Below are 22523 nucleotides of genomic sequence, written 5' to 3' on the forward strand. Positions count from 1 at the left end.
AAATTATGACAATGGTTTCAAAAGACATATCAAAAGCTGTCAAGATTTTAATCCAAGAAGATTTGGTTGCCATTCCTACAGAGACGGTTTATGGGTTGGCTGGAAATATTTACAGCGAAAAAGCCATAAAAGCCATTTTTGAAATGAAGCAAAGACCTTTTTTTAATCCATTAATTGTTCATATTAAATCAATCGAGCAATTAGACGAATTAGCAAAAGAGATTCCGGAAAAAGCTAGATTATTAGCTGATAAATTTTGGCCGGGACCTTTGACGATGGTGTTGAAGAAACAGGAATCAGTTCCCGATTTAGTTACTGCAGGAAAAGATTCGGTGGCTATTAGAATTCCAAATCATGCTGCAACTTTGGCATTGTTGCAAGCATTAGATTTTCCATTAGCTGCTCCAAGTGCCAATCCTTTTGGGGCAATAAGTCCAACAAATGCTATGCATGTTGCGGAATATTTTAGTGAAAAATTGCAGATGGTTTTAGACGGAGGTGATTGCCAAAACGGAATAGAATCTACCATAATTGGTTTTGAAAATGCAGAGCCCGTAATATATCGATTGGGTTCTATTTCTGTAGAAGATATTGAAGAAGTTATTGGGGAAATTCAAATTAAAAACAAAAAAGAAAATGCACCAGATGCACCAGGAATGTTATCACGACATTACGCACCGGCAACCACCACTTTTTTAGAAAGTGATGTAGCGCAATTCATAAAAGGTTTTCCTGATAAAAAAATCGGATTGTTGCTTTTTAATAAAAGAATTGAAAATGCTAGTGTAATGCACCAAGAAGTTTTATCTGAAAAAGGTGATTTAAAAGAAGCGACATCACATTTGTATGCTGCAATGCATCGATTGGATAAAATGGACTTAGATATGATTGTTGCAGAACGATTTCCGGATTTTGAATTAGGAAAATCCATTAACGACAGATTAGAACGTGCTACAAAAAAATAAATAAAAAATAAAAAATGAATTTAGACTTACTATTAGATAATTTAACAAATCCGGCTTTATTGTTTTTCCTTCTTGGGATAATTGCCACAAGATTGAAAAGCGATTTAGAAATTCCTTCCAATACATCCAAGTTTATTTCTTTGTATTTATTATTCTCTATTGGGTTTAAAGGCGGGCAAGAATTGGCGCATAGTGATTTTAATATGGAAATTATTTGGGCAGTATTATTTGGGATATTAATTGCGGTTGTCATTCCTATTTATTGTTTTTTTATTCTCAAGCGAAAGTTTAGTATTGAAAATTCGGGTGCAATTGCGGCAGCATATGGATCGGTTAGTGCGGTGACTTTTGTAACAGCGGTGACTTTTTTGGAAATTCAAAAATATACTTTCAGCGGACATATGGTAGCAGTAATGGCATTAATGGAAGCACCAGCAATAATCATCGGAGTAATTTTAATTAGATTATACAACAAGAAAGAAGTTAGTTCCAGTAAAATGAGTACTGTAATAAAACATTCTTTAACCAATGGAAGTGTTTTATTAATTATTGGAAGTTTAGTAATTGGTTTTTTAGCTAGTGACCAACAGGCTATGGGAATTAAACCCTTTACTACTGATATTTTTAAAGGATTTTTAGCCATTTTTTTATTAGACATGGGTATTGTTAGCGGAAGAAAACTAGACGATTTTATTAAAAGTGGATGGTCTACCTTGGTATTTGCCATTGTAATACCTCTGATTAATGGGATTGTAGTAGCGTTTTTAAGTCAACTAGTGACTGATGAGGTTGGTAATCGATTTATTTTTGCCATACTAGCAGCAAGTGCCTCCTATATTGCGGTACCAGCTGCCATGAAAATTGCGGCACCAAAAGCCAATCCAGGTTTGTTTTTGCCTATGGCATTAGCAGTTACCTTTCCGTTTAATATTACTTTTGGAATGCCTATCTACTTGTCTATTATTCTATGTTGTTAAACGATAATCACTAATGTAATAAAAAAGCTATTAATCAAATCCGTCGTTTCATTTGTTGTAAATTAGCAATAACAAACTAAATCTTATGTAAATATTCAAATCCATAATGATTTAATTTTTAACATTCCCTAGAAGTTATTTTATGAATTACTATAGTCTAAACATATAAATATTATAATTATGAAAAAGTGCTTTTTAATCGCTATTGCATTGTTATTAATTCAAAATATCACACATGCACAAACAGAAAGAGCTACCAAAAAAAGGGCTAAAACTGTAATGGCAATTGATTCTGTTAAATGGAGGGCTGACCATTATATTGTAAATAGGGATTCTGCTTATGCAAATCCTCGTTATGCACTTAAAAAACTTCAAGGCGGTAACAGACGATTTATTGAGAGCAAAAGTATACGACCAAGACAAGATGTTAGCTTTATAAAAAAATTAGAAAAAGGACAAGAGCCATTTGCTACAATTGTAGGATGTTCTGACTCCCGCGTGCCAAATGAATTAATTTTTGACCAAGGTTTGGGTGATTTATTTATTATTCGTACAGCAGGTCAAGTTTCTGCGGCTGCGTCTTATGGTAGTATGGAGTTTGCTGTTTTAAAATTAAAAACAAAATTAATAGTTGTATTAGGACATACAGAATGTGGTGCAGTTGATGCTGCGGTTAAACGTCCTGAAAATGTGCCGGGTCATATTGTTACGCTTATTAACGAAATAAAAGGAGCAGTAGCAAAATCTTCTCATATTGCTGGTAATCCTACTAATAATGCGGCAAGACAAAATGTAATTGACCAAGTAGCTGACCTTAGAGACTTAGACCCAATATTACACAAAAAATATATTGATGGCGAAATTTTGATAGTTGGTGCCATCTACGATATTCATACAGGGAAAGTAGAATTTCTAGAAGAAACTTTATTAAATCTACCGCAAGCTAAATCTAAATAATAATATTGTACTAAAATTATAAAAAAATTACACTTTAATTCGGTTTCTATTTCTCTTGAATAAAACTCTTAGACAGTACAGCTTACAACAGAAATATTTATCACTATTTAGAAAAAAGTCTTGTTAAACATTATATATATGACTCCATTAGAACGATTCTACGAATTATTAAAATTAGATAAAAAAGATGTTTATCAAATTTTCTTCTATGCTATTTTTTCGGGCCTTGTAAGTTTGTCACTTCCTTTGGGAATTCAAGCCATTACTAATTTTATTCAGTCTGGAAGAGTTAGTGTTTCCTGGGTTGTTCTAATCATACTTGTAGTTATTGGAGTTGCCTTAGTTGGGATTTTGTCACTAATGCAATTGCGAATAACTGAAAATTTGCAGCAGAAAATCTTCGTTCGTTCTTCGTTTGATTTTGCAGTAAGATTCCCGAAAATAAAATTCGAAGAATTATATAATACCTATCCGCCAGAATTAGCCAATCGTTTTTTCGACACAATGACAATCCAAAAAGGAATTTCAAAACTCATAATAGACTTTTCAGGTGCAATGCTACAAATGTTTTTTGGAATAATTCTTTTATCGTTATATCATCCGTTTTTCATTGTCTTTGGGGTTTTATTGTTTTTTCTTTTGTACATCATATTCAAATATTCTTATAATACCGGATTAGAGACCAGTTTAAAAGAATCAAAATACAAATACAAAGTCGCCAGTTGGTTGCAAGAAATGGCTCGTAACAATTTCAGTTTTAGAAACGAGAATAGTTTTGATTACGCTTTGCAAAAAAACGACAATCTAGTCAATGATTATTTAAATTATCGTGAAAAACATTTCAACGTCATTAAAAAACAATTTAGCCAACTAATTGTTTTCAAAATGATTATCACGGCAAGCTTATTGTCTATTGGTGGTTTTTTGGTCATCAATCAGCAAATGAATATTGGTCAATTTGTTGCTGCTGAAATTATTATTTTATTGGTGATCAATTCTGTAGAGAAGATAATTCTGGGATTAGAAACTTTCTATGACGTTTTGACTTCGGTCGAAAAAATTGGACAAGTAACCGATAAGCATTTAGAAGAAGATTCGGAAACTGACATTACATGTTGCAATACCGATATTTTTTTAGAAACAGAAAATCTAGGGTTTAAGTTTCCGGATTCAAAAAACAACATTTTAACTGCTATTACCTTGAAAATTAATCAAGGTGAAAAGATAGTAATTGACGGGAAAAATGGTTCTGGGAAAACAACTTTGATCCGAATATTATCAGGATTGTTGGGTCAAACTTCAGGGTCTTTTTATATTAATGATGTTACTTTTAGAAAAATAAATCTCAAAGAATATCGTTCACAAATAAGTTCCATTATTTATAATGAAACCCCTTTTGAAGGAACAATTCTTGAAAACATTACTTTCAATGATAAAACCATTTCGGACAAAGATTTAAAATGGGCAATTGATGCGGTACAGCTTTCGTCATTTATCAAAACTTTGCCTAAAGGCTTGGATACCAAAATTTTTCCGGAAGGGAGACAACTTTCATCGTCAAATGCACAAAAGATTCTATTGGCAAGAAGCATCATTCACAAGCCAAAAATACTTTTCTATGAAGACCCAACCGATACAATGGACCAAGAAGTTGCCAACGAAATTATCGATTTTATAAATTCGGATATAAATCAATGGACTGTAATCGTTTCTTCCAAAAACCCGTATTGGAAAACAAAATGCAATCGAGTAATCACGATGCATAACGGTACAATTGTTCTTGATACAAAAAAATAAAAAAGGATGTTAAATATTTCAAAAGAAAACAGAATATTGCTTGAACCTCTTGAAAAATACAGGACTGTCAAGAATTTGAGCAATCGTCCACATTATAAAATTCTAAACCGAATTATTGCAGGAGTTTCTGTAATTGCAGTAATTGCCCTTTTTTTGCCCTGGACACAAAATATTTCGGGCTCAGGATCAGTAACTACTTTAAAACCGAGCCAAAGACCACAAACCATTCAATCCTTAATTTCTGGACGAATAGAAAAATGGTATGTTCAAGAGGGCGATTTTGTCAATAAAGGGGATACAATTTTATTCATTTCTGAAATCAAAGAGGATTATTTAGACCCGAATTTGGTAAAAAACACTAAAAATCAAGCCGACGCAAAAAAATTATCGGTTGAATCTTATGGGTCAAAAGTAAATACACTTTCAATTCAAATTCAGGCCATTGAAAGTGAAAGAGCATTAAAACTGGAACAGGCAAGAAATAAAATAAAACAATCATTGCTAAAAGTAAAAAGCGACAGTATGGATCTTGTGGCTGTAAAAACACAACTCAAAATTGCCAATACACAATTTAATCGTTCGGTTCTGTTAAATAAAGAAGGTTTAAAGCCATTGACAGATGTTGAGGAAAAGCGTTTAAAACTACAAGAAGTTGATGCGAAAATTATCACACAAGAAAATAAATTATTGACCAGCAAAAACGAATTCATCAATGCAAAAATCGAAATAAATAGGATTACGGCTGAATATTCCGAGAAGTCCTCAAAAGCAAAAAGCGATCAATATACCGCTTTGAGCAACAAATACGATACCGAAGCACAAGTCAATAAACTGGAAAACCAATACGTGAATTACTCCATTCGTAACGGAATGTATTACATTAAAGCTCCACAAAGCGGTTATGTAAATCGTGCTTTGCAATCGGGTTTGGGTGAAACAATCAAGGAAGGGACGCCAATTGCGGGCATTATGCCATCAAAATATGATATTGCCGTCGAAAGTTTTGTAAGACCATTGGATTTACCATTGATCAAAAAAGGAGAAAAGGTAAGGGTTTTCTTTGATGGCTGGCCGACAATTGTTTTTTCTGGTTGGCCAGATATGTCTTATGGGACTTTTGGAGGAGAAATTGTAGCAATCGAAAATTTCATTAGCGATAATGGAAAATACCGAATTTTGATTGCTCCGGATCCCGATGAAGCAAAATGGCCAAAACAATTAAGTATTGGGTCTGGTGCACAAACAATTGCTTTACTCAATACAGTTCCCATTTGGTATGAAATATGGAGAACGCTCAGCGGATTCCCTCCTAACTATTATAAGACAGATGTAAAAAAAATTAAAGAAAAAAAATAATGAAACATCTATTACTGTTTTTTCTGTTTTTTGGATTCTCGATTTATGGACAAGAAAATAATGACAAGGAATTTACTTATAATGAGTTTTTGGGTTATGTAAAAAAATTTCATCCATTAGTGAGAACTGCCAATCTTGAGCTCAATAAAGCACAAGCCAATTTGATGATGTCACGTGGTGGTTTTGACCCTAAAATTGAAGTCGATTTTTCGAAAAAACAATTCAAAAACAGTGAGTATTATTCTATTTTGAACAGCAGTTTCAAAATTCCAACTTGGTACGGAATTGAATTAAAAGCAGGTTTTGACAACAATGAAGGTGTTTATCTTAACCCAGAAAACACGGTTCCAAATCAAGGTTTGACTTCGTTTGGAATTACTATTCCGTTAGGTCAGGGATTATTTGTCAATCAAAGAATGGCAGATCTTCGAAAAGCCAAAATACAAATTAAATTGAGCCAAGAAGAAAGGAAATTACAAGCTATTGTTGTTTTGTATGATGCTTCGGTGGCCTATTTTAATTGGAAGAAAAACTTTAACGAAGTGGCACTTTATGAAACTTATGTTTCCAATGCGCAAACTCGTTTCAAAGGAATAAAATCCTTAATCCAACAAGGGGATAAACCCGCGATTGATAGTATTGAAGCCGGAATAATCGTAAAAACCAGATTACTCAGTTTAGAAGATTCTAATTTAAAACTAGCAAAATCAAAACTGGAATTATCAAATTTTCTTTGGTTAGAAAACAATATTCCACTTGAACTTTCGGAACAATTAATTCCAGAGGAAAAATTGGAATTTACAATTCAGGAAACTTTAAAGACCAATGATTTATTAAACCGGGATTTTTCGATTTCAAAACATCCAAAAATTAATGCATTACAAAGCAAAGTCGATATTTTGAATGTGGAGCGAAAACTAAAAGCCAATTTGCTTTTGCCAAAAATTGATGTTGGCTATTCCTATTTATCAGAACCAAGTTATATTGACAACTATCAATTCAAAAATTATAAAATCGGTTTGGATCTTTATTTCCCTTTGTTTTTAAGAAAAGAACGGGGCAGTTTGAAATTGGCAAAATTCAAAGTTCAAGAAACTCAATTTGCACTTGATTTAGAAAAAGTACAATTATCAAATAAAATAAATGCACAAAAAATAGAAATCCAATCTTTAGAAAAACAAAAACAATTTATAAATGATTTGGTAAAAGACAATTTGACTATGCTAAGTTCAGAAGAAAGATTGTTTTCATTCGGAGAAAGCTCCATCTTTTTAATAAATTCAAGAGAAAACAATTTGGTTAGTGTGCAACTTTTACAAATTACCTTAGAAAATAGATATTATATTTCCAATTCCGAATTGTTTAAAATTATGGCAAATCCGGATTAAATAAAAAACTGTAATAACATGAACATTATGAAGAAGGCAAAGATAGATTGCCTAAAAACGAACTATAACAAAGAACTTATGACAACTGGAAAGTATTTTATTTTTATTCTAACACTATTTCTACACAATTATACTTTTTCGCAAGAACAAAGAATTACGGATAATAATAGTATTGGCTGGCTTGCCTATACCGGCACTTTTAAAATAAGTCCAAAAATTGCTTTGCATACCGAATACCAATGGCGAAGAGTAGAAGGACTTAAAAACCCGCAACAAAGTTTGCTGCGAACAGGGGTGAATTATGCCCTGAGAAAGGATGTGAGTTTAAATGCAGGCTATGCTTTTGCCGAAACGGATCCTTATGGCGATTATCCAAATGCAAATGCTTTCTCTGAACATCGCATTTATGAGCAGATAATTTTAAAAAACCCAATAGGGAAAGTGGATGTGTCCCATCGGTTTACATTGGAACAACGATTTATTGAAAAGTTTTTGATTCAAAATGGGGAAACTAGGACAGACTGGGTTTTCCTGAACAGGATGCGATACAGGCTAAGAACGGAGATTCCTATATATAAAAACAGCCTGAGCATCATTTTATTGGATGAGGTGTTTGTTGGTTTTGGAAAAAATGTAGGAGTAAATATTTTTGACCAAAATAGACTGGCTGCGTTAGTCGGTTATAAAGTAAATAAAAACATTAAAATTGAAGCGGGCTATTTGAGTCAAATTTTGCAACAAGGGAAAAGGGTAAACGATAAATCGGTATTTCAATATAATAGTGGGTTTATGCTCACTACGCATTTGTCTTTTGATGCCGTGAAATAAGCATAAAGGGAATTAGATAAAGTGAAATAGTCCTGATTTAGAAAGTGCAAGCATCGATGAAAACTTAAAAAGGTAATTTCCAATTTAACCAAAGTAACAATTAACCAAATTAACGAATTAGCTACCTATGAAACATCCTATATTAATAAAAAATGTCAACATCGTAAATGAGGGGCAAATTAAAATTGCTGACGTTTTTATTCAAAACGGCATTATAGAAAGCATTGGAAATCTGTCCGGAGAAGTCACAAGGAATGCTCAAATTATTGATGGTACAGGTAAATACTTGTTTCCCGGTATTATAGACGGGCAAGTGCATTTTAGGGAACCCGGACTAACCCATAAAGGAGATCTCTATACTGAAAGCAGAGCGGCTGTTGCGGGTGGCACGACTTCTTTTATCGATATGCCAAACACAGTTCCCAATGTATTGACCACTGAAATTCTCGATGAGAAATTCCGTATTGCCTCAGAAAAATCTTGGGCTAATTATTCTTTCTTTTTAGGGGTTAATAACGACAACTTAGACAATGTACTTCAAATGGATACATCCCAATTCATTGGGGTTTCTGATGATGGGCTTTATTTTACCAAGAAGGGAAATCTGCTTGCCGATAGCCCTGATACCATGGAAAAACTTTTTTCGAATTGTAAATCCATTATCGCCATTCATTCTGAAATGGAACAAATTATCGAGGAAAACGAGGAGATTTACAGGGCGAAATACGGTGAAGATGTGCCAATTGCATGTCATCCGTTAATTCGTAGTGAAGAAGGATGTTATCAATCTACCAAAAGAGCCATTGCTATTGCCGAAAAACACAAGGCAAGGTTGCATATCCTGCATTTGACCACAGCCGCGGAAACCCATTTGTTTCGAAACGACATACCGCTAAAAGAAAAGAATATCACCACCGAAGTATCGGTTCAAAATCTTTGGTTTTCAGACAAGGATTATGAGCGATTGGGGACCTTAATAAAATGGAATCCGGCCATAAAAACCGAAAAGGATAAAAAAGGACTTTTGCAGGCATTACTTGATGACAGAATTGATATCATTACTACCGACCATGCACCGCATACTTTAGAGGAAAAGCAAAAACCATATTTTCAATCCATGTCGGGTGCGCCAATGGTACAACACTCCTTGTATATCATGCTTGAATTATACAAACAAGGGCTAATTTCATTAGAAAAAATTGCCGAAAAAATGAGTCATAATGTAGCGATACTTTATGGTATCGATAAGAGAGGCTTTATCCGTGAGGGTTATTTTGCCGATTTAACGCTGGTTGACTTGAATTCGCCTTGGACGGTTGGTAAAGAAAATATTTTATACAAGTGCGGTTGGTCGCCATTAGAAGGCCAAACATTTCAATCAAAAGTAACCCATACGTTTGTTAACGGAAATCTTGTCTATGAGAATGGTAATTTCTCTGAATTCATTCCGGGGCAAAGATTAGATCATCATTCTTTTGCAATTGAATCGTCGCAGGAAAGAAAAAAATCCATTTAAAAAATAATCAAGCTACATCAACTGCCTTATTAAAATACAATATATTATGAACTTATCAGAACGTGACAGTCTTTATAACTGGCATCCTTATACGCAACACAAAACAGCCCAAAAACACATTGCGATAACTCGCGGCGAGGGGGCTCTGCTTTGGGATGAAGACGGAAAGCAATACATTGATGCCATTGCATCATGGTGGGTGAATCCTTATGGTCATAGCAATAAATATATAGCCGACGCTATCTATAAGCAGTTAACTACTCTAGAGCATGTTTTGTTTGGAGGGTTTACACATGAACCTGCTGTTAAAGTGTCCGAAAATTTAATAGCAATTTTGCCTACTAATCAGAAGAAATTGTTTTTTTCAGACAATGGTTCGACAGCAGTGGAAATAGCACTAAAAGCGGCCTTTCAATTTTTTTATAACAAAGGAGAAAAACGTACCAAGATTGTTGCCTTCGAGAATGCATTTCACGGTGACACCTTTGCAGCGATGGCCACAAGTGGCATTACGTTTTTTACAGAAGCTTTTCAAGATAGGATGATTGAAGTTATTCGTATTCCTGTGCCAACAAAAGGCAATGAAATAGCTAGTTATAAAGCATTAGAGGAATTAGTTACAACCCATGAATTTGCAGCTTTTATATTTGAACCGTTAGTGCAAGGTGTTGCTGGAATGGTCATGTATGAAGCTGAAGAATTAGATAAACTAATCACGCTTTGCAGGAAAAACCATGTTTTCACCATTGCAGATGAAGTAATGACTGGCTTTGGCAAAACCGGTAAAAATTTCGCTTGTGATTATTTAATAACTCAACCTGACATGATGTGTCTTTCCAAAGCATTAACTGGAGGTACTATACCTATGGCTATTACTACTTTTACACAAGAAATATTCGATGGTTTTTATGATGACGATATAAATAAGGCCCTTTTCCACGGTCACACATTTACAGCAAATCCAACAGGTTGTGCTGCGGCTTTAGCAAGTATGGAATTACTGCAAACTATTGAAACACAAGATAATATTAAGCGAATTCATGGTCAACATTTGGTTTTTATTAATAAGATTAAAAATCATCCAAAGGTAAAAACTACGCGAGTTCTCGGAGTTATTATGGCTTTAGAAATTAAAACAACAAAAGTAGAAAGCTATTATGGCGATTTACGAAATAAACTCTACAATTATTTTATTCACAAAGGTGTCATTTTGCGTCCTGCAGGAAATATAGTTTATATTTTACCACCTTATATTATTTCTAATGATCAACTTGAACAAGTATATAGAACCATAGAAGAAGCACTTTCAATAGTTTAAATTATACCTATGTTTATGTATGAATCAGTTGGTGTTTATAGAGAAACGTCTTAGGTAAGATCTTGTCTTTTGGATAGAAAACGAGATACAGGGTTTAACCTCGACTTGTGATACTTTCGAAAAATATTTTCATTTTATTTTCCTTACACCCAAAATTAAATTAATGTATTGAATGTAAAATTCAATTAAAAAAAAGCATAATGAAACGATACTTCATAACAGGCATTGGTACAGATATAGGAAAAACAATCGTATCAGCCATTCTCGTCGAAGCGCTAAAAGCTGACTACTGGAAGCCTGTTCAATCAGGAGATCTGCATCAAACAGATACAATGAAAGTGCAGGGACTCATCAGTAATTCTACTTCTCATTTTTTTCCTGAAGCCTATCGACTTACAGAACCAATGTCTCCGCACGCTGCTGCCGCGATTGATGGAGTTACGATTAATTTAGATTCCATTATAGTTCCACCAACCAACAACAATCTCATTATTGAAGGAGCAGGCGGTTTGATGGTTCCGCTCAATGATGATTCTTTGGTAATTGACCTTATAGAAAAATTAAAAGTGGAAGTTATTCTGGTCTCCAGGAATTATCTCGGAAGCATAAACCATACACTGCTTTCTGTCGAAGCCCTTCAAAGCAGAAACATTCCCATTAAAGGAATAATATTTAACGGGAATCCTGTGAATACCAGCGAAAAATTCATTTGTGAATATACCGGGCTGAAATCTTTATTTCACATTGATGACGAAACAACAATTGACAAACAAACCATCTTAAAATACGCATCTGAACCAAATATAAAATCACTACTTTAAAATTTCGGCAGTTTTTTTATTTTTAAATGGCACAACCGTAGTCTAGAGTCCAATGCCATTAAGTTAACCCGTTTGAACGATGGTTAGGCATTTTCCCTTTTGGTAAATCAGGTTCATCAGCAAGCAATGACGCAAAAAAACGAAATTTGGAAAGTGGGAAATAGAAGCGTGAAAAAACTAAACCGCCGAACTTAAGCTGACAATTAAAATGTGGAAAGTGGAAAAGTAAAACTTACGCAAAAAAAACAAAGATCCTACAAAATTGTCATAGTTGTTAAACATAAAACATCGACAACTTACGATTAACGCTTTGCTAACCAACAAGCTAATGTTTCTGTTTTTTTTGCTAACAATCAATTAAAAAAAACAAAAAAACAATTATATTGCTAAAGAGACACATTATTTATAACTAAATTTACTTGTAATAACAGGACTTTAATAGCGTAAAAGACAACCCTGATAAAATTGATACAGAGGATAAACATAAAATATCGAAAACTTAAGATCAATTTTCGGAGGGCTTTTTGCCGATTTGACAAGCCAACGCTTAAAAATTGAAATAATTAATCTCCAACTTTAATCTGTTAAAAAAAATACTATGAAGAGCGATGATAAATTTTTAAGAATAATTATAGCCATTAATAAAAATATAATTCGTGTTTTAGTTGGAATTATGACTTTAATTTTAATATTGGGCACATTACATCTTATCTATTTAGAATTTAAAAAAATTACCGCTCCACCTTATTTATTGATTGATGTTTCCACTTTATTCGAAGTATTTAATTTGATATTGATTATTGCGATTGGATATGAGCTTATAAAAGCATTGCTATTAATTATTTCATCCGATACGATTCCTACTGTTCCAATTATAGAAATCTCAATTATTGCTATTTCAACTAAAATAATCACACTAGATATACAGCAAACAAATAGTAATATTATTATAAGTTTAGCTTTATTAATTGCTGCACTCGGTCTTACTTATTTTTTATTAAAATATTGTAAGACACCACAAAACAAACCCTAAACAAATTTAAGTAGCACCTATTTCTGAATGATTTTAATTATTTTTAGATAATTAAAGCAACGATAACTGAAGATTTTATGAGTAGCATAGCCCAAAATAAAGAATGGCATTCAGTTTCATACAGTAATGTATTAGAGAGTCTCGATACTTCCTCTGAAGGTCTTAGTACAACAGAAGCTGGGAAGCACTTGAAAAAGGAAGGGCCTAATATCATTTACATGCAAAGTAGAGAAAGTGCCTTTAAAATTTTGCTGAGGCAATTTCTTAACCCGCTTATATATGTTCTACTTACTGCTACCATCCTTGCTATAACTATGGGCAAAATCACAGATGGTATAGTGGTATTTTGTGTAATAATTATTAATGCCATTATCGGGTTTGTTCAGGAGTACCAGGCTGGAAAAACCATTCAGGGGCTTCTTCAATTAATTCCGGAAAATGCTACAGTGATTAGAGATGGAAAGCAAAAGAATATCCAGGCTGCTGAACTAGTTCCCGGTGATTATGTATTGCTTCAGGCTGGCGATAAGGTATCGGCAGATATGCGGCTCACATTCGTAAAAAATATGCAGTGTAATGAATCTATCCTTACAGGAGAATCCTTGCCGGTGGAAAAAAACACGGATATTATTGACGCAGATGCAGGAGTTGCTGATCGTAAAAATATGGTTTTTAGCGGCACATTGATTACTTCCGGCACAGCAGAAGGCGTAGTTGTTTTGACAGGCATTAAAACCGAGATTGGTAAAATTTCCGCACTTCTTCAAACTACCACATCAGTCAAATCTCCACTGACAAAATCTCTTGAAAAAATTGCACGGGGAATTACCTATGCCATCATCCTTGTTGGTATTTTAGTTTTTCTAATAGGAATATTTCGTAATTATACATTCATAGATGCAATATTTTTTGCCATTACTCTTGCGGTAGCAGCTATCCCAGAAGGACTGCCTGCCGTAATTACTATCGCATCAGCTATCGGTATTATGCGAATGGCAAAGAGACAAGCTATTATCAGGCATTTATCTGCTGTAGAAACCTTGGGTAGCACCACTGTAATCTGCTCAGACAAAACGGGAACGCTTACCCTTAACGAAATGACCGTTCAGGTACTTTGGAATGGAAAGCAAAAATTCAATGTTACAGGAGTAGGCATTAATACTGATGGTAAAATTTTAAAAAATGATTCCGATGAAGAAGGAACAGATGATGAAATTGGTGAACTTATTAGGGCTGCAGCACTGTGCAATGACGCAACACTTCATAAAAAAGAGGGTCATTGGAAATCAGTAGGAGACCCTACAGAGGTTGCCCTGATAGCAGTAGCCGGAAAGTTTGGAATAAACGAGGACGAACTAAGAAGCAAATGGCGGAGGCTGGATGAATTACCCTTTGATTCCGAAAAAAAAATAATGGCTACGCTCCATCTATCCCCTTCCGGAGAAAAAATGATTTACCTTAAAGGCGCACCTGAATCAGTTATTCCACTTTTATTAAATAGTGAAAATTCATCCATTGTCTTTGACACAGAACAGGTACGAACGGAGGCTTTACAATTAGCAGGAACAGGAATGAGAGTATTGGCTTTCGCTTCCAGAAAGTTGGATAGCGAACATTCATCACTCATTACGGAAGAGGATCTTTGCGATTTTACTTTTTTAGGGATACAGGCCATAAGTGACCCTCCAAGGATGGAAGTAAAAGAAGCGATCGATTCGTGTCATAATGCAGGTATTACGGTGAAAATGATTACCGGAGACCATCCTGCAACAGCCGCAGCAATAGGCAGGGAACTTGGATTTATAAATGCAGACAGGGTTATCACCGGAAAGGAACTTCAGAATTTGAATGCCCCGGAGATTCAAGAGGTAGTAAAAAACACCAATATTTTCGCACGGGTATCCCCCGAAGATAAATTAAATCTAGTAAAAGCCCTTCAGGCCAACGGGGAAGTGGTAGCCATGACAGGAGATGGTGTAAATGACGCCCCAGCACTTAAACGTGCAGATATTGGCGTAGCTATGGGTATCAGTGGTACGGCTGTTGCCAAAGAGGCGGCAGACATGATCCTGGCCGATGATAATTTTGAAAGTATAAAGGCTGCTGTTGAAGAAGGACGCAGAGTATTTGATAACCTTTTGAAATCGATTGTATTTCTTCTGCCTACAAGTATAGGATTGGGATTGGTTATTTTTATTGCCGTGTTATTTTTTCCCTCAGAAGGGGGAATTCTACTCATCCCAATACAGCCTGTTCAGGTATTATGGATCAATCTTATAACTGCCGTTGCCTTGTCATTGCCGCTTGCACTTGAAGCAATGGAACCCGATGTAATGAATCGTCCTCCACGTAAGCCCAATAAACCTTTATTAAGTTCTTTGATAATTTTCAGGATGATACTGGTTTCTCTGGTAATGGCAGGCGGAACAATTGGATTATTTCTTTGGGAATATAATATTGAACTGTCCAGAGGCATGGAACACTCACTGGCCATTTCGGAAGCTCAAACAATGGCTGTAACAGCAATGGTTTTATTTCAGGTGTTTTACCTTATTGATTGCCGATCTCTTAATTTTTCAGTCAATAAAATCGGGCTTTTCTCCAATCCATTTATTTATATCGGAATTGCAACAGTACTGTTTGTTCAGGCCGCTTTTGTTTATTTTCCATTTATGAATCGTTGGTTTCATTCATCTCCATTAAAAGCTGAGGCATGGGGGATGTCAGCCATGGTAGCTTTTTCAATTCTAATAATTATCAGTGTTGAAAAATGGATTCAAAGAAAATATTTTAAAAATGTTAAGATGTAATACTTGTTGTGAAGTACATGTTTTATATGCGAGGAAAAACTTGTTGTCAAGAAGTGTTTTACAAGGAGGAAGAATGGATTGTAGCATAGTAAATGAAATATTTTGTGAACCAATCAACAAAAACCTAAAACAAGATGGATATGATCCTTATGCCGATGAAATAAAAAAACATAAACACTGAACTCATGAAACTACTTTGGCAATTACTGTGAAACAACACAGCAACAATTTGAACAATTTAGAGGTCATACAGTTTGGAGTATTGAACAAGGTTTTTATGCCGCAACATTTGTGTCAAACTTACAGAGTATTATAGAAAAAAAATTCGAACCGAATATAAACAATAAAATAGGAAATATAACTATAATCAATAGTATAGGCATCACAAACTATAAAGGATTCATACAAGCTTCAAGTTTTTTCATGGTATAAAATTTTGTTAGGCATTTGCCAAAAAGTTCATTACCTTTAAGAAGTATTTTCGTTCAATACAGTTTATACAAGTAAATCCCGAACAGCTTGTAGCAGCAAACCGTCTGACGTAGTTATAGGTAAATATTTTAGCAACATTCAACAGACAATCATTTTGGTAAACCGTAAAAATTGACCAAATGAATTTGGTAAAACAAGAAGAGTCAAAAAATTAAACAAGTACAAGTATGCAAACGGATTTGAGTTTCTGGATTGGCTTTAATGTATTCGTGCTTCTGATGCTGGCATTGGATTTAGGGGTGTTTAACCGTAAAGCGCATGAAGTAAGCATTAAAGAAGCTATGATTTGGACGGGGGTTTGGATAACACTTGCCATGTGCTTCAATGGGCTTATTTATTATTGGCAAGGTGAGATAAAAGCATTGGAGTTTTTTACGGGCTACGTAATTGAAAAAGCATTGAGCGTAGATAATATTTTTGTATTCGTTTTAATTTTTTCTTATTTCAAAACTCCAGCGATTCATCAGCATAAAATTTTGTTTTGGGGAATTATCGGAGCTTTAATAATGCGGGCTGCTTTTATTTTTGCGGGAGTGGCGTTACTCGAAAAATTCCATTGGACGATTTATGTTTTCGGAGCGATACTGATTTATACAGGATATAAGATGCTTACGCAAAAGGAGATGATAATTGAGCCAGAAAAAAATCCCCTTATAAAATTATTCAGAAGAGTAATGCCTGTTACTAATGAACTGCATGGTGGTAAATTTTTTGTAAAACAGGATGGAAAACGGTTTGCAACGCCTTTGTTTTTAGTTTTGGTGTTGATTGAAACCACCGATTTGATTTTTGCAGCAGATAGCATTCCTGCAATACTGGCAATTACCCAAGACCATTTTATTGTTTACACTTCAAATGTGTTTGCCATACTTGGCTTGCGTTCTCTGTATTTTGCACTGGCGGGGATGATGGATAAATTCCGCTATTTGTCGAAGGGGCTAGCTTTGATATTAATGTTTGTCGGGCTGAAGATGTTGGTAGTTGATTTCTACAAATTGCCGATACAAATTGCTTTGTTGGTGATTGTTGTTATTTTAATCGTAAGCATTGCAGTATCGTTAATGGTTAACAAGAGAGATAATGATGCCTCCGCTTTTCGTGATAAAAATAATTAAAAAAAAATGAAGTGGCTCAGTTTACTAAAGTTAATGAAAGTGGATTAGGCTTTATATAGTAATACCATTAGGTTTGATCAGCCAATTGAATAGTTTTTTGTCAAAATAACAATCAACATAAAAGATAATGGATAAAATTCTTGTTACCACCGATTTCTCTTCAAACTCAAAAGGAGCTTTGCGTTTTGCCATTCAATTGGCATCACAACATAAATTTGAGTTGACTTTTTTTCATTCCTATTACATTGCAAACCTTACATCAAAGAGCGATGCCGCCTTTGCTGATTATGAAAAAAAAGAAGCGAATAAAATTCAAAAAAAACTGAACCAATTTGTTGCATCGGTTTATAAGGACATGGATGTTATTTCTATAAATAATAACTGTGTGATAAATAGTGCTGTTTTTGCAGACAGCAATATCAGGGAATATGCCCAGGAAAATGAATTCAATTTTATCTGTATCAGCACCAGAGGCTCAGGAAAACTGAAAAAAATATTCGGAACAAACACTTCCAGTCTAATCGCCCATTCCACAGTTCCGGTTATAGCGGTACCCCACAATTATCACAGAAGTGAAATAAAGAGCGTCATTTACGCCTCCGATCTTGTAAATCTTGAAAATGAACTGAAAAAAGTAATTGAATTCACAAAGCCATTAAAGGCAAAAGTTGAAATACTCCATTTCAATTACCCCACCGAAATAACAACAAATAAAAACACCATAGATGAATTGGTGAAAAAAAATTCAAAGCATAATATTAAACTGCATATCGAAAATATTAATCTGGCCAAGAGTTTAATTTCAAATATAGAAGCGGTAATTAAGCAGTCAAAACCTTCCATGATGATTATGTTCACGCAACAAAACAGAAGTTTTTTCGACAAAATATTTTTCTCCAGTAACTCAGCCAATTACTCCTTTAAAGCCAAAGTACCTTTGCTCGTTTTTAATAAAATATAAGTGCAAGAAATGGAGAGATGAAAAAGAACGGTAAAATACTCATAAACAACTTCCAGTAATTGACTGATTTTAATACTTACATCTTTAGGAGAAGATCAGGGTAAGCTTTTATTACTCTAAAACACAAATTCTAAAGTTGTGTAAAAAGTTCTAGTATCAGAAGGTATTATTCCTGGTCCTGGGTAGCCAGTTGCTCTTCTTGTAAAATAACTATTGTTTGTAAAACTGGTAATCCCAGCTTCCAATTTCCAGTTTTTCCATTTGTAGGAGGTTGAAAAATCTGCTACATAATAGGCTTGGATTTGACTAAAAACACTAGCCCGAGGAAACGAATGGAGAACACCTCCTTTGTGGGGAATTGGGTTAATAAACACAGTCAATGGCCATGCCAATTTATTGTACGACGGAAGAGCAAAAAATATCGAGTAAGCTATTTTATGGCATGGCGGTGAAGGTCAAAACGCCAAAAATAAATACAAACAACTTTCTGGAAAAGACAGAAATGATTTGTTGAGTTTTATTAATTCTTTATAATGCATTATCCTGATATAAGTCGATATAATGGTCTTCTTATATCAGGGGAAAACAGACTTTACTTCTAAAGAATTATTACATGAATCTTTTATTAAATTGAATTTATTTCTTAAATTCATCATATCCTCGCTCACTTTTTTATCCAATATTTTAGCATAATGCTGGGTAGTCTGTATGTTTTTATGCCCAAGCATTTTGCTTACGGTTTCAATGGGAACACCATTTGTAAGTGTTACTGATGTTGCGAATGTGTGTCTCGCCATATGAAAGGTTATCTCCTTTGGAATATCGCATATGTCTCCGATCTCTTTAAGATAGCTATTCATTTTTTGGTTAGTCAAAATAGGTAAGATACTATCTTCATTTAAACACTTTGGATGATTTGCATATTTTAGAATGATTTCTTGTGCAATTGGCAGCACTGGTATTTTTGACTTGGTATCTGTTTTCTGGCGATTTTTGAAAATCCATTTTTCGCCATCGATGCCTATTGCTATGTGGTCTTTCTTTAATCCTTTTACATCAACATAAGCCAATCCAGTGTAACAAGAAAATATAAAAATGTCTTTCACTAAAGTTAATCGTTCTGATGAAAACCTTTTATTATAAATCCTGTTTAATTCTTCCTCAGTAAGGAAATCTCGTTCGACTTCTTTTATTTTCCCTTCGTATCGGCTACAAGGATTTTTGTCTAACCAATCGTTATCTAAACAGATTTTAATTATTTTCCTGAAATTTCTAACATATTTTACGGCAGTGTTGTTATTGCATTTTTTAACGCTTCGCAAATAGAATTCAAATTCGGTTACAAAAGCATAATCAATTTTATTAATGCTGATGTCTGCAATATTATACTTCCACAAAATGAATTCTTGCAGGTGTTTTAAAGATATTTTGAAACGTTCTAATGTCCCATAAGCATAACCATTTCCGATAAGTTCTTCGATTTTATCATTGTGATTTTGATAAATAGGGATCAACATTCGTTCTCGTTGATGGGTTCCTAATATTCTAGATTTGAAATTCTCCAGGGATAATTCTTCATTTTTGTGGATTAACTCCATTTGAATATCAAAAACTTTAGATTTCATTAAATCCAGATAGCTATTTAATGTTCGAGCTTCTTCTGAACTACCTTTCATTTTAGATAGTTCTGGCGACCATTTGCTTTTTTCAATGAATTTTTTAGAACTGAATTCGAAACGCTGTCCGTCAACTGTTAACCGAATATAAATTGGTAATTGTCCAGCTGCATTAGCTTTTGTAGTTTTTGCATAAATGTGCAAGGTGATTTTTGCTTTCATGGTGGTGACCTTTTAATTAGTATTCAATTTAATTTTCTAATTGATAGCAAGCAAGATGTACATATTCTGAACAAGTAGTAAACTGGTTGTTAGTATGACTGTTTGCTGGACTTAAGAAGATTTAGCGAGACCCTAAATTTTGAAATTTGAAGGGTCTCGATTTTGTTCCTTAAGAATTAAGATTGAATGAATAATTTGAAGTATGCCCAAAAGCAAAAAGCCGATAAATCCTAAGATTTATCGGCTTTTGAAACCAATTGTTATTAAACTTGTGGGCGATGAGGGGTTCGAACCCCCGACCCCCTCGGTGTAAACGAGGTGCTCTGAACCAGCTGAGCTAATCGCCCTTGTACAATTTAGTAATTTTCATTTCCGTATTGCGAGTGCAAATATACAGCTAGAAATCGTATCTGCAAGCAAAACAACAAAAAAAATCAATAAAATATTGACTCTATTTGCTTTCACGCTCTATAATAGCACTTTATGCTAGGCATGAAACGCTACTATTTTTTTGTATTGATTCGTTATAGTCTTACATTTGTGACATAAACAATAGATAATGGCCCGGTTCAAAGAAAACGATTTACCAAAATCAAAAATTACTGCAAGTTCACTCCAAAAAGCAACTGTAATATTTCAATATGCAGGAAATCACCGTTGGAAATTTTATGTAGGTTTAATTTTTTTATTATTTACAGGAGCAACCGCTTTGGCTTTTCCAAAATTAATGGGAATGCTTATCGATTGCGTGAAAAACAAAGATAACTCTCAGGCCAATATGATTGCAGGAGGACTAATTGTAATCTTATTTCTTCAATCTATTTTTTCATTTTTTAGATTGTATTTATTTGTCAATTTCACTGAAAACACCTTAGCCAATCTTAGAGTATCGCTTTACAGTAATTTGGTAAAATTACCGATGTCTTTCTTCTCGCAAAAGCGCGTTGGGGAATTAAACAGCCGAATCAGTTCTGATATAACCCAAATACAAGACACCTTAACTTCCACTATAGCCGAATTCTTAAGACAATTTATTTTAATTATTGGCGGTGTTCTTTTATTGGCAAATGAAAGTATCAAATTGACGTTGTTGATGTTATCAGTAGTTCCGCTTGTCGCTGTGGCCGCTGTTATTTTTGGGCGATTCATCAGGAAATATTCGAAAAATGTTCAAGATAAAGTAGCCGAAAGTCAGGTAATTGTTGAAGAAACCATGCAAGGCATCAGTATTGTTAAGGCTTTCGCCAATGAATGGTACGAAATCGCCCGTTATAACGGAAAAATAAAGGAAGTCGTAAAAATAGCCATTAAAGGTGGAAAATACCGAGGTTACTTCGCTTCATTTATAATTTTCTGTCTTTTTGGAGCCATTGTAGCCGTAGTTTGGTTTGGTGTTCGATTGAGCATCAGCGGCGAAATGAGCGTGGGACAATTGATTTCTTTTGTGTTGTATTCCACTTTCGTTGGAGCTTCTTTTGGAGGGATTGCAGAGCTTTATGCACAAATCCAAAAGGCGATTGGCGCAACCGAACGTGTTTTTGAATTACTGGATGAAACTCCTGAAAAAATTAATTCAATTCAAAATGTTGCTGAAACCCAGAAAATAAAAGGTAATGTTACGTTCAAAAATGTAGCATTCAGTTATCATTCGAGAAAAGAAATCAAAGTATTGAAAGATGTTAGTTTTACCGCCAATTTTGGTCAAAAAATAGCTATTGTAGGTCGTAGTGGAACTGGAAAATCGACTATTGCTTCCCTATTATTACGTTTTTATACTATTGATGAAGGAGAAATATTGATTGACGGAAAAAACATTTATGATTTTGATTTAGAAAACCTTCGTGGAAACATGAGTATTGTACCGCAAGATGTGATATTATTTGGAGGAACCATCAGAGAAAATATTGCTTATGGAAAACCAAATGCCACCGAAGAAGAAATTGTTACCGCTGCAAAACAAGCCAATGCTTATAATTTCATCGAAAGTTTTCCTGAAAAATTTGAAACGATTGTTGGAGAAAGAGGAATTAAACTTTCCGGAGGACAAAGACAACGTATTGCCATTGCCAGAGCTTTGTTGAAAAACCCAAGTATTTTGATTCTGGATGAAGCCACATCATCATTAGACAGCGAAAGTGAAAAACTAGTTCAAGAAGCGTTAGAAATTTTGATGGAAGGAAGAACCAGTATTATTATCGCGCACCGTCTTTCGACAATTCGCAGTGCTGATCAAATTTTAGTTTTGGATAAAGGAAAAATTACAGAACAAGGAACGCATCAAGAATTAATAGCTTTAGAAAATGGTATCTATAAAAATTTAAGTAATCTGCAATTTAGCAATTCTTAAATTT

At 34.3% G+C, this 22523-nt stretch carries 17 protein-coding genes, 1 tRNA gene and 1 pseudogene; 16 read left to right on the forward strand and 3 right to left on the reverse strand.

Features of this window, described 5'->3' with window-relative positions; all coding sequences use genetic code 11:
• Positions 1-5: 5 nt before the first annotated feature.
• From ACNQGX_RS01210 to ACNQGX_RS01275, 14 genes are all read left to right on the forward strand, one after another.
• Positions 6-965 (forward strand): L-threonylcarbamoyladenylate synthase, encoded by a 960-nt coding sequence (locus ACNQGX_RS01210; protein WP_132070783.1) that lies wholly within the window; start codon positions 6-8, stop codon positions 963-965.
• 14 nt (positions 966-979) lie between these two features.
• Positions 980-1942 (forward strand): sodium-dependent bicarbonate transport family permease, encoded by a 963-nt coding sequence (locus tag ACNQGX_RS01215; protein ID WP_132070781.1) that lies wholly within the window; start codon positions 980-982, stop codon positions 1940-1942.
• A 180-nt stretch (positions 1943-2122) separates the two neighbouring features.
• Positions 2123-2899, forward strand: a complete 777-nt coding sequence (locus ACNQGX_RS01220) for a carbonic anhydrase (RefSeq protein ID WP_417973282.1) — start codon at positions 2123-2125, stop codon at positions 2897-2899.
• Between the two features lie 138 nt (positions 2900-3037).
• Positions 3038-4696 (forward strand): peptidase domain-containing ABC transporter, encoded by a 1659-nt coding sequence (locus ACNQGX_RS01225; protein ID WP_417973284.1) that lies wholly within the window; start codon positions 3038-3040, stop codon positions 4694-4696.
• Positions 4697-4702: 6 nt separating this feature from the next.
• Positions 4703-6052: an HlyD family secretion protein gene (locus ACNQGX_RS01230; RefSeq protein WP_417973286.1), complete on the forward strand. Its 1350-nt coding sequence runs from the start codon at positions 4703-4705 to the stop codon at positions 6050-6052.
• Positions 6052-7440 (forward strand): TolC family protein, encoded by a 1389-nt coding sequence (locus ACNQGX_RS01235; protein ID WP_417973288.1) that lies wholly within the window; start codon positions 6052-6054, stop codon positions 7438-7440. Before ACNQGX_RS01230 ends, ACNQGX_RS01235 begins: the two co-directional genes overlap by 1 nt.
• A gap of 27 nt (positions 7441-7467) precedes the next feature.
• Positions 7468-8268: a DUF2490 domain-containing protein gene (locus tag ACNQGX_RS01240; protein ID WP_417973290.1), complete on the forward strand. Its 801-nt coding sequence runs from the start codon at positions 7468-7470 to the stop codon at positions 8266-8268.
• Between the two features lie 127 nt (positions 8269-8395).
• On the forward strand, positions 8396-9784 hold the full coding sequence (locus ACNQGX_RS01245; protein ID WP_417973292.1) for a dihydroorotase: 1389 nt from the start codon (positions 8396-8398) through the stop codon (positions 9782-9784).
• 46 nt (positions 9785-9830) lie between these two features.
• Positions 9831-11102: an adenosylmethionine--8-amino-7-oxononanoate transaminase gene (bioA, locus tag ACNQGX_RS01250; protein ID WP_417973294.1), complete on the forward strand. Its 1272-nt coding sequence runs from the start codon at positions 9831-9833 to the stop codon at positions 11100-11102.
• Between the two features lie 200 nt (positions 11103-11302).
• Positions 11303-11923: a dethiobiotin synthase gene (bioD, locus tag ACNQGX_RS01255; RefSeq protein WP_417973296.1), complete on the forward strand. Its 621-nt coding sequence runs from the start codon at positions 11303-11305 to the stop codon at positions 11921-11923.
• A 598-nt stretch (positions 11924-12521) separates the two neighbouring features.
• Positions 12522-12956, forward strand: a complete 435-nt coding sequence (locus tag ACNQGX_RS01260) for a phosphate-starvation-inducible PsiE family protein (protein WP_132070774.1) — start codon at positions 12522-12524, stop codon at positions 12954-12956.
• A gap of 77 nt (positions 12957-13033) precedes the next feature.
• On the forward strand, positions 13034-15766 hold the full coding sequence (locus ACNQGX_RS01265) for a cation-translocating P-type ATPase (protein WP_417973298.1): 2733 nt from the start codon (positions 13034-13036) through the stop codon (positions 15764-15766).
• A 659-nt stretch (positions 15767-16425) separates the two neighbouring features.
• Positions 16426-17373, forward strand: coding sequence for a TerC family protein (locus ACNQGX_RS01270; protein WP_417973300.1), 948 nt, complete (start codon positions 16426-16428; stop codon positions 17371-17373).
• A gap of 127 nt (positions 17374-17500) precedes the next feature.
• Positions 17501-18334, forward strand: coding sequence for a universal stress protein (locus tag ACNQGX_RS01275; protein ID WP_417973302.1), 834 nt, complete (start codon positions 17501-17503; stop codon positions 18332-18334).
• 116 nt (positions 18335-18450) lie between these two features.
• On the opposite strand, the gene ACNQGX_RS01280 is transcribed toward ACNQGX_RS01275, so the two are convergent.
• A complete protein-coding gene (locus ACNQGX_RS01280; RefSeq protein WP_417973304.1) occupies positions 18451-18714 on the reverse strand; it encodes a hypothetical protein in 264 nt (87 codons plus the stop codon).
• Between ACNQGX_RS01280 and ACNQGX_RS01285 the strand changes: the two are divergent.
• A pseudogene (locus ACNQGX_RS01285) lies at positions 18650-18868 on the forward strand (di-heme oxidoredictase family protein); the annotation flags it as partial. The gene ACNQGX_RS01280 and the pseudogene ACNQGX_RS01285 sit on opposite strands and share 65 nt — an antisense overlap.
• 41 nt (positions 18869-18909) lie before the next feature.
• On the opposite strand, the gene ACNQGX_RS01290 reads toward ACNQGX_RS01285, so the two are convergent.
• The gene (locus ACNQGX_RS01290; protein WP_417973306.1) at positions 18910-20172 is read right to left on the reverse strand and encodes a site-specific integrase; all 1263 of its coding nucleotides are present in this window, start codon (positions 20170-20172) and stop codon (positions 18910-18912) included.
• 272 nt (positions 20173-20444) lie between these two features.
• Positions 20445-20519, reverse strand: a tRNA-Val gene (locus tag ACNQGX_RS01295).
• Positions 20520-20731: 212 nt separating this feature from the next.
• On the opposite strand from ACNQGX_RS01295, the gene ACNQGX_RS01300 reads away from it, so the two are divergent.
• On the forward strand, positions 20732-22519 hold the full coding sequence (locus ACNQGX_RS01300) for an ABC transporter ATP-binding protein (RefSeq protein WP_417973308.1): 1788 nt from the start codon (positions 20732-20734) through the stop codon (positions 22517-22519).
• Positions 22520-22523 lie beyond the last annotated feature (4 nt).

Origin of the sequence: Flavobacterium glycogeni (assembly GCF_048286775.1) — a bacterium.
In the GTDB taxonomy this organism is placed as follows: domain Bacteria; phylum Bacteroidota; class Bacteroidia; order Flavobacteriales; family Flavobacteriaceae; genus Flavobacterium.

Bases quoted from the DNA above. Each gene is read 5' to 3' on its own strand.
- ACNQGX_RS01240 (WP_417973290.1), top strand. From the start codon at position 7,468: ATGAAGAAGGCAAAGATAGATTGCCTAAAAACGAACTATAACAAAGAA.
- ACNQGX_RS01245 (WP_417973292.1), top strand. From the start codon at position 8,396: ATGAAACATCCTATATTAATAAAAAATGTCAACATCGTAAATGAGGGG.
- ACNQGX_RS01260 (WP_132070774.1), top strand. From the start codon at position 12,522: ATGAAGAGCGATGATAAATTTTTAAGAATAATTATAGCCATTAATAAA.
- ACNQGX_RS01230 (WP_417973286.1), top strand. From the start codon at position 4,703: ATGTTAAATATTTCAAAAGAAAACAGAATATTGCTTGAACCTCTTGAA.
- ACNQGX_RS01235 (WP_417973288.1), top strand. From the start codon at position 6,052: ATGAAACATCTATTACTGTTTTTTCTGTTTTTTGGATTCTCGATTTAT.
- bioA (WP_417973294.1), top strand. From the start codon at position 9,831: ATGAACTTATCAGAACGTGACAGTCTTTATAACTGGCATCCTTATACG.
- ACNQGX_RS01270 (WP_417973300.1), top strand. From the start codon at position 16,426: ATGCAAACGGATTTGAGTTTCTGGATTGGCTTTAATGTATTCGTGCTT.
- ACNQGX_RS01290 (WP_417973306.1), bottom strand. From the start codon at position 20,172: ATGAAAGCAAAAATCACCTTGCACATTTATGCAAAAACTACAAAAGCT.
- ACNQGX_RS01225 (WP_417973284.1), top strand. From the start codon at position 3,038: ATGACTCCATTAGAACGATTCTACGAATTATTAAAATTAGATAAAAAA.
- ACNQGX_RS01300 (WP_417973308.1), top strand. From the start codon at position 20,732: ATGGCCCGGTTCAAAGAAAACGATTTACCAAAATCAAAAATTACTGCA.
- ACNQGX_RS01275 (WP_417973302.1), top strand. From the start codon at position 17,501: ATGGATAAAATTCTTGTTACCACCGATTTCTCTTCAAACTCAAAAGGA.
- bioD (WP_417973296.1), top strand. From the start codon at position 11,303: ATGAAACGATACTTCATAACAGGCATTGGTACAGATATAGGAAAAACA.
- ACNQGX_RS01220 (WP_417973282.1), top strand. From the start codon at position 2,123: ATGAAAAAGTGCTTTTTAATCGCTATTGCATTGTTATTAATTCAAAAT.
- ACNQGX_RS01215 (WP_132070781.1), top strand. From the start codon at position 980: ATGAATTTAGACTTACTATTAGATAATTTAACAAATCCGGCTTTATTG.
- ACNQGX_RS01210 (WP_132070783.1), top strand. From the start codon at position 6: ATGACAATGGTTTCAAAAGACATATCAAAAGCTGTCAAGATTTTAATC.
- ACNQGX_RS01265 (WP_417973298.1), top strand. From the start codon at position 13,034: ATGAGTAGCATAGCCCAAAATAAAGAATGGCATTCAGTTTCATACAGT.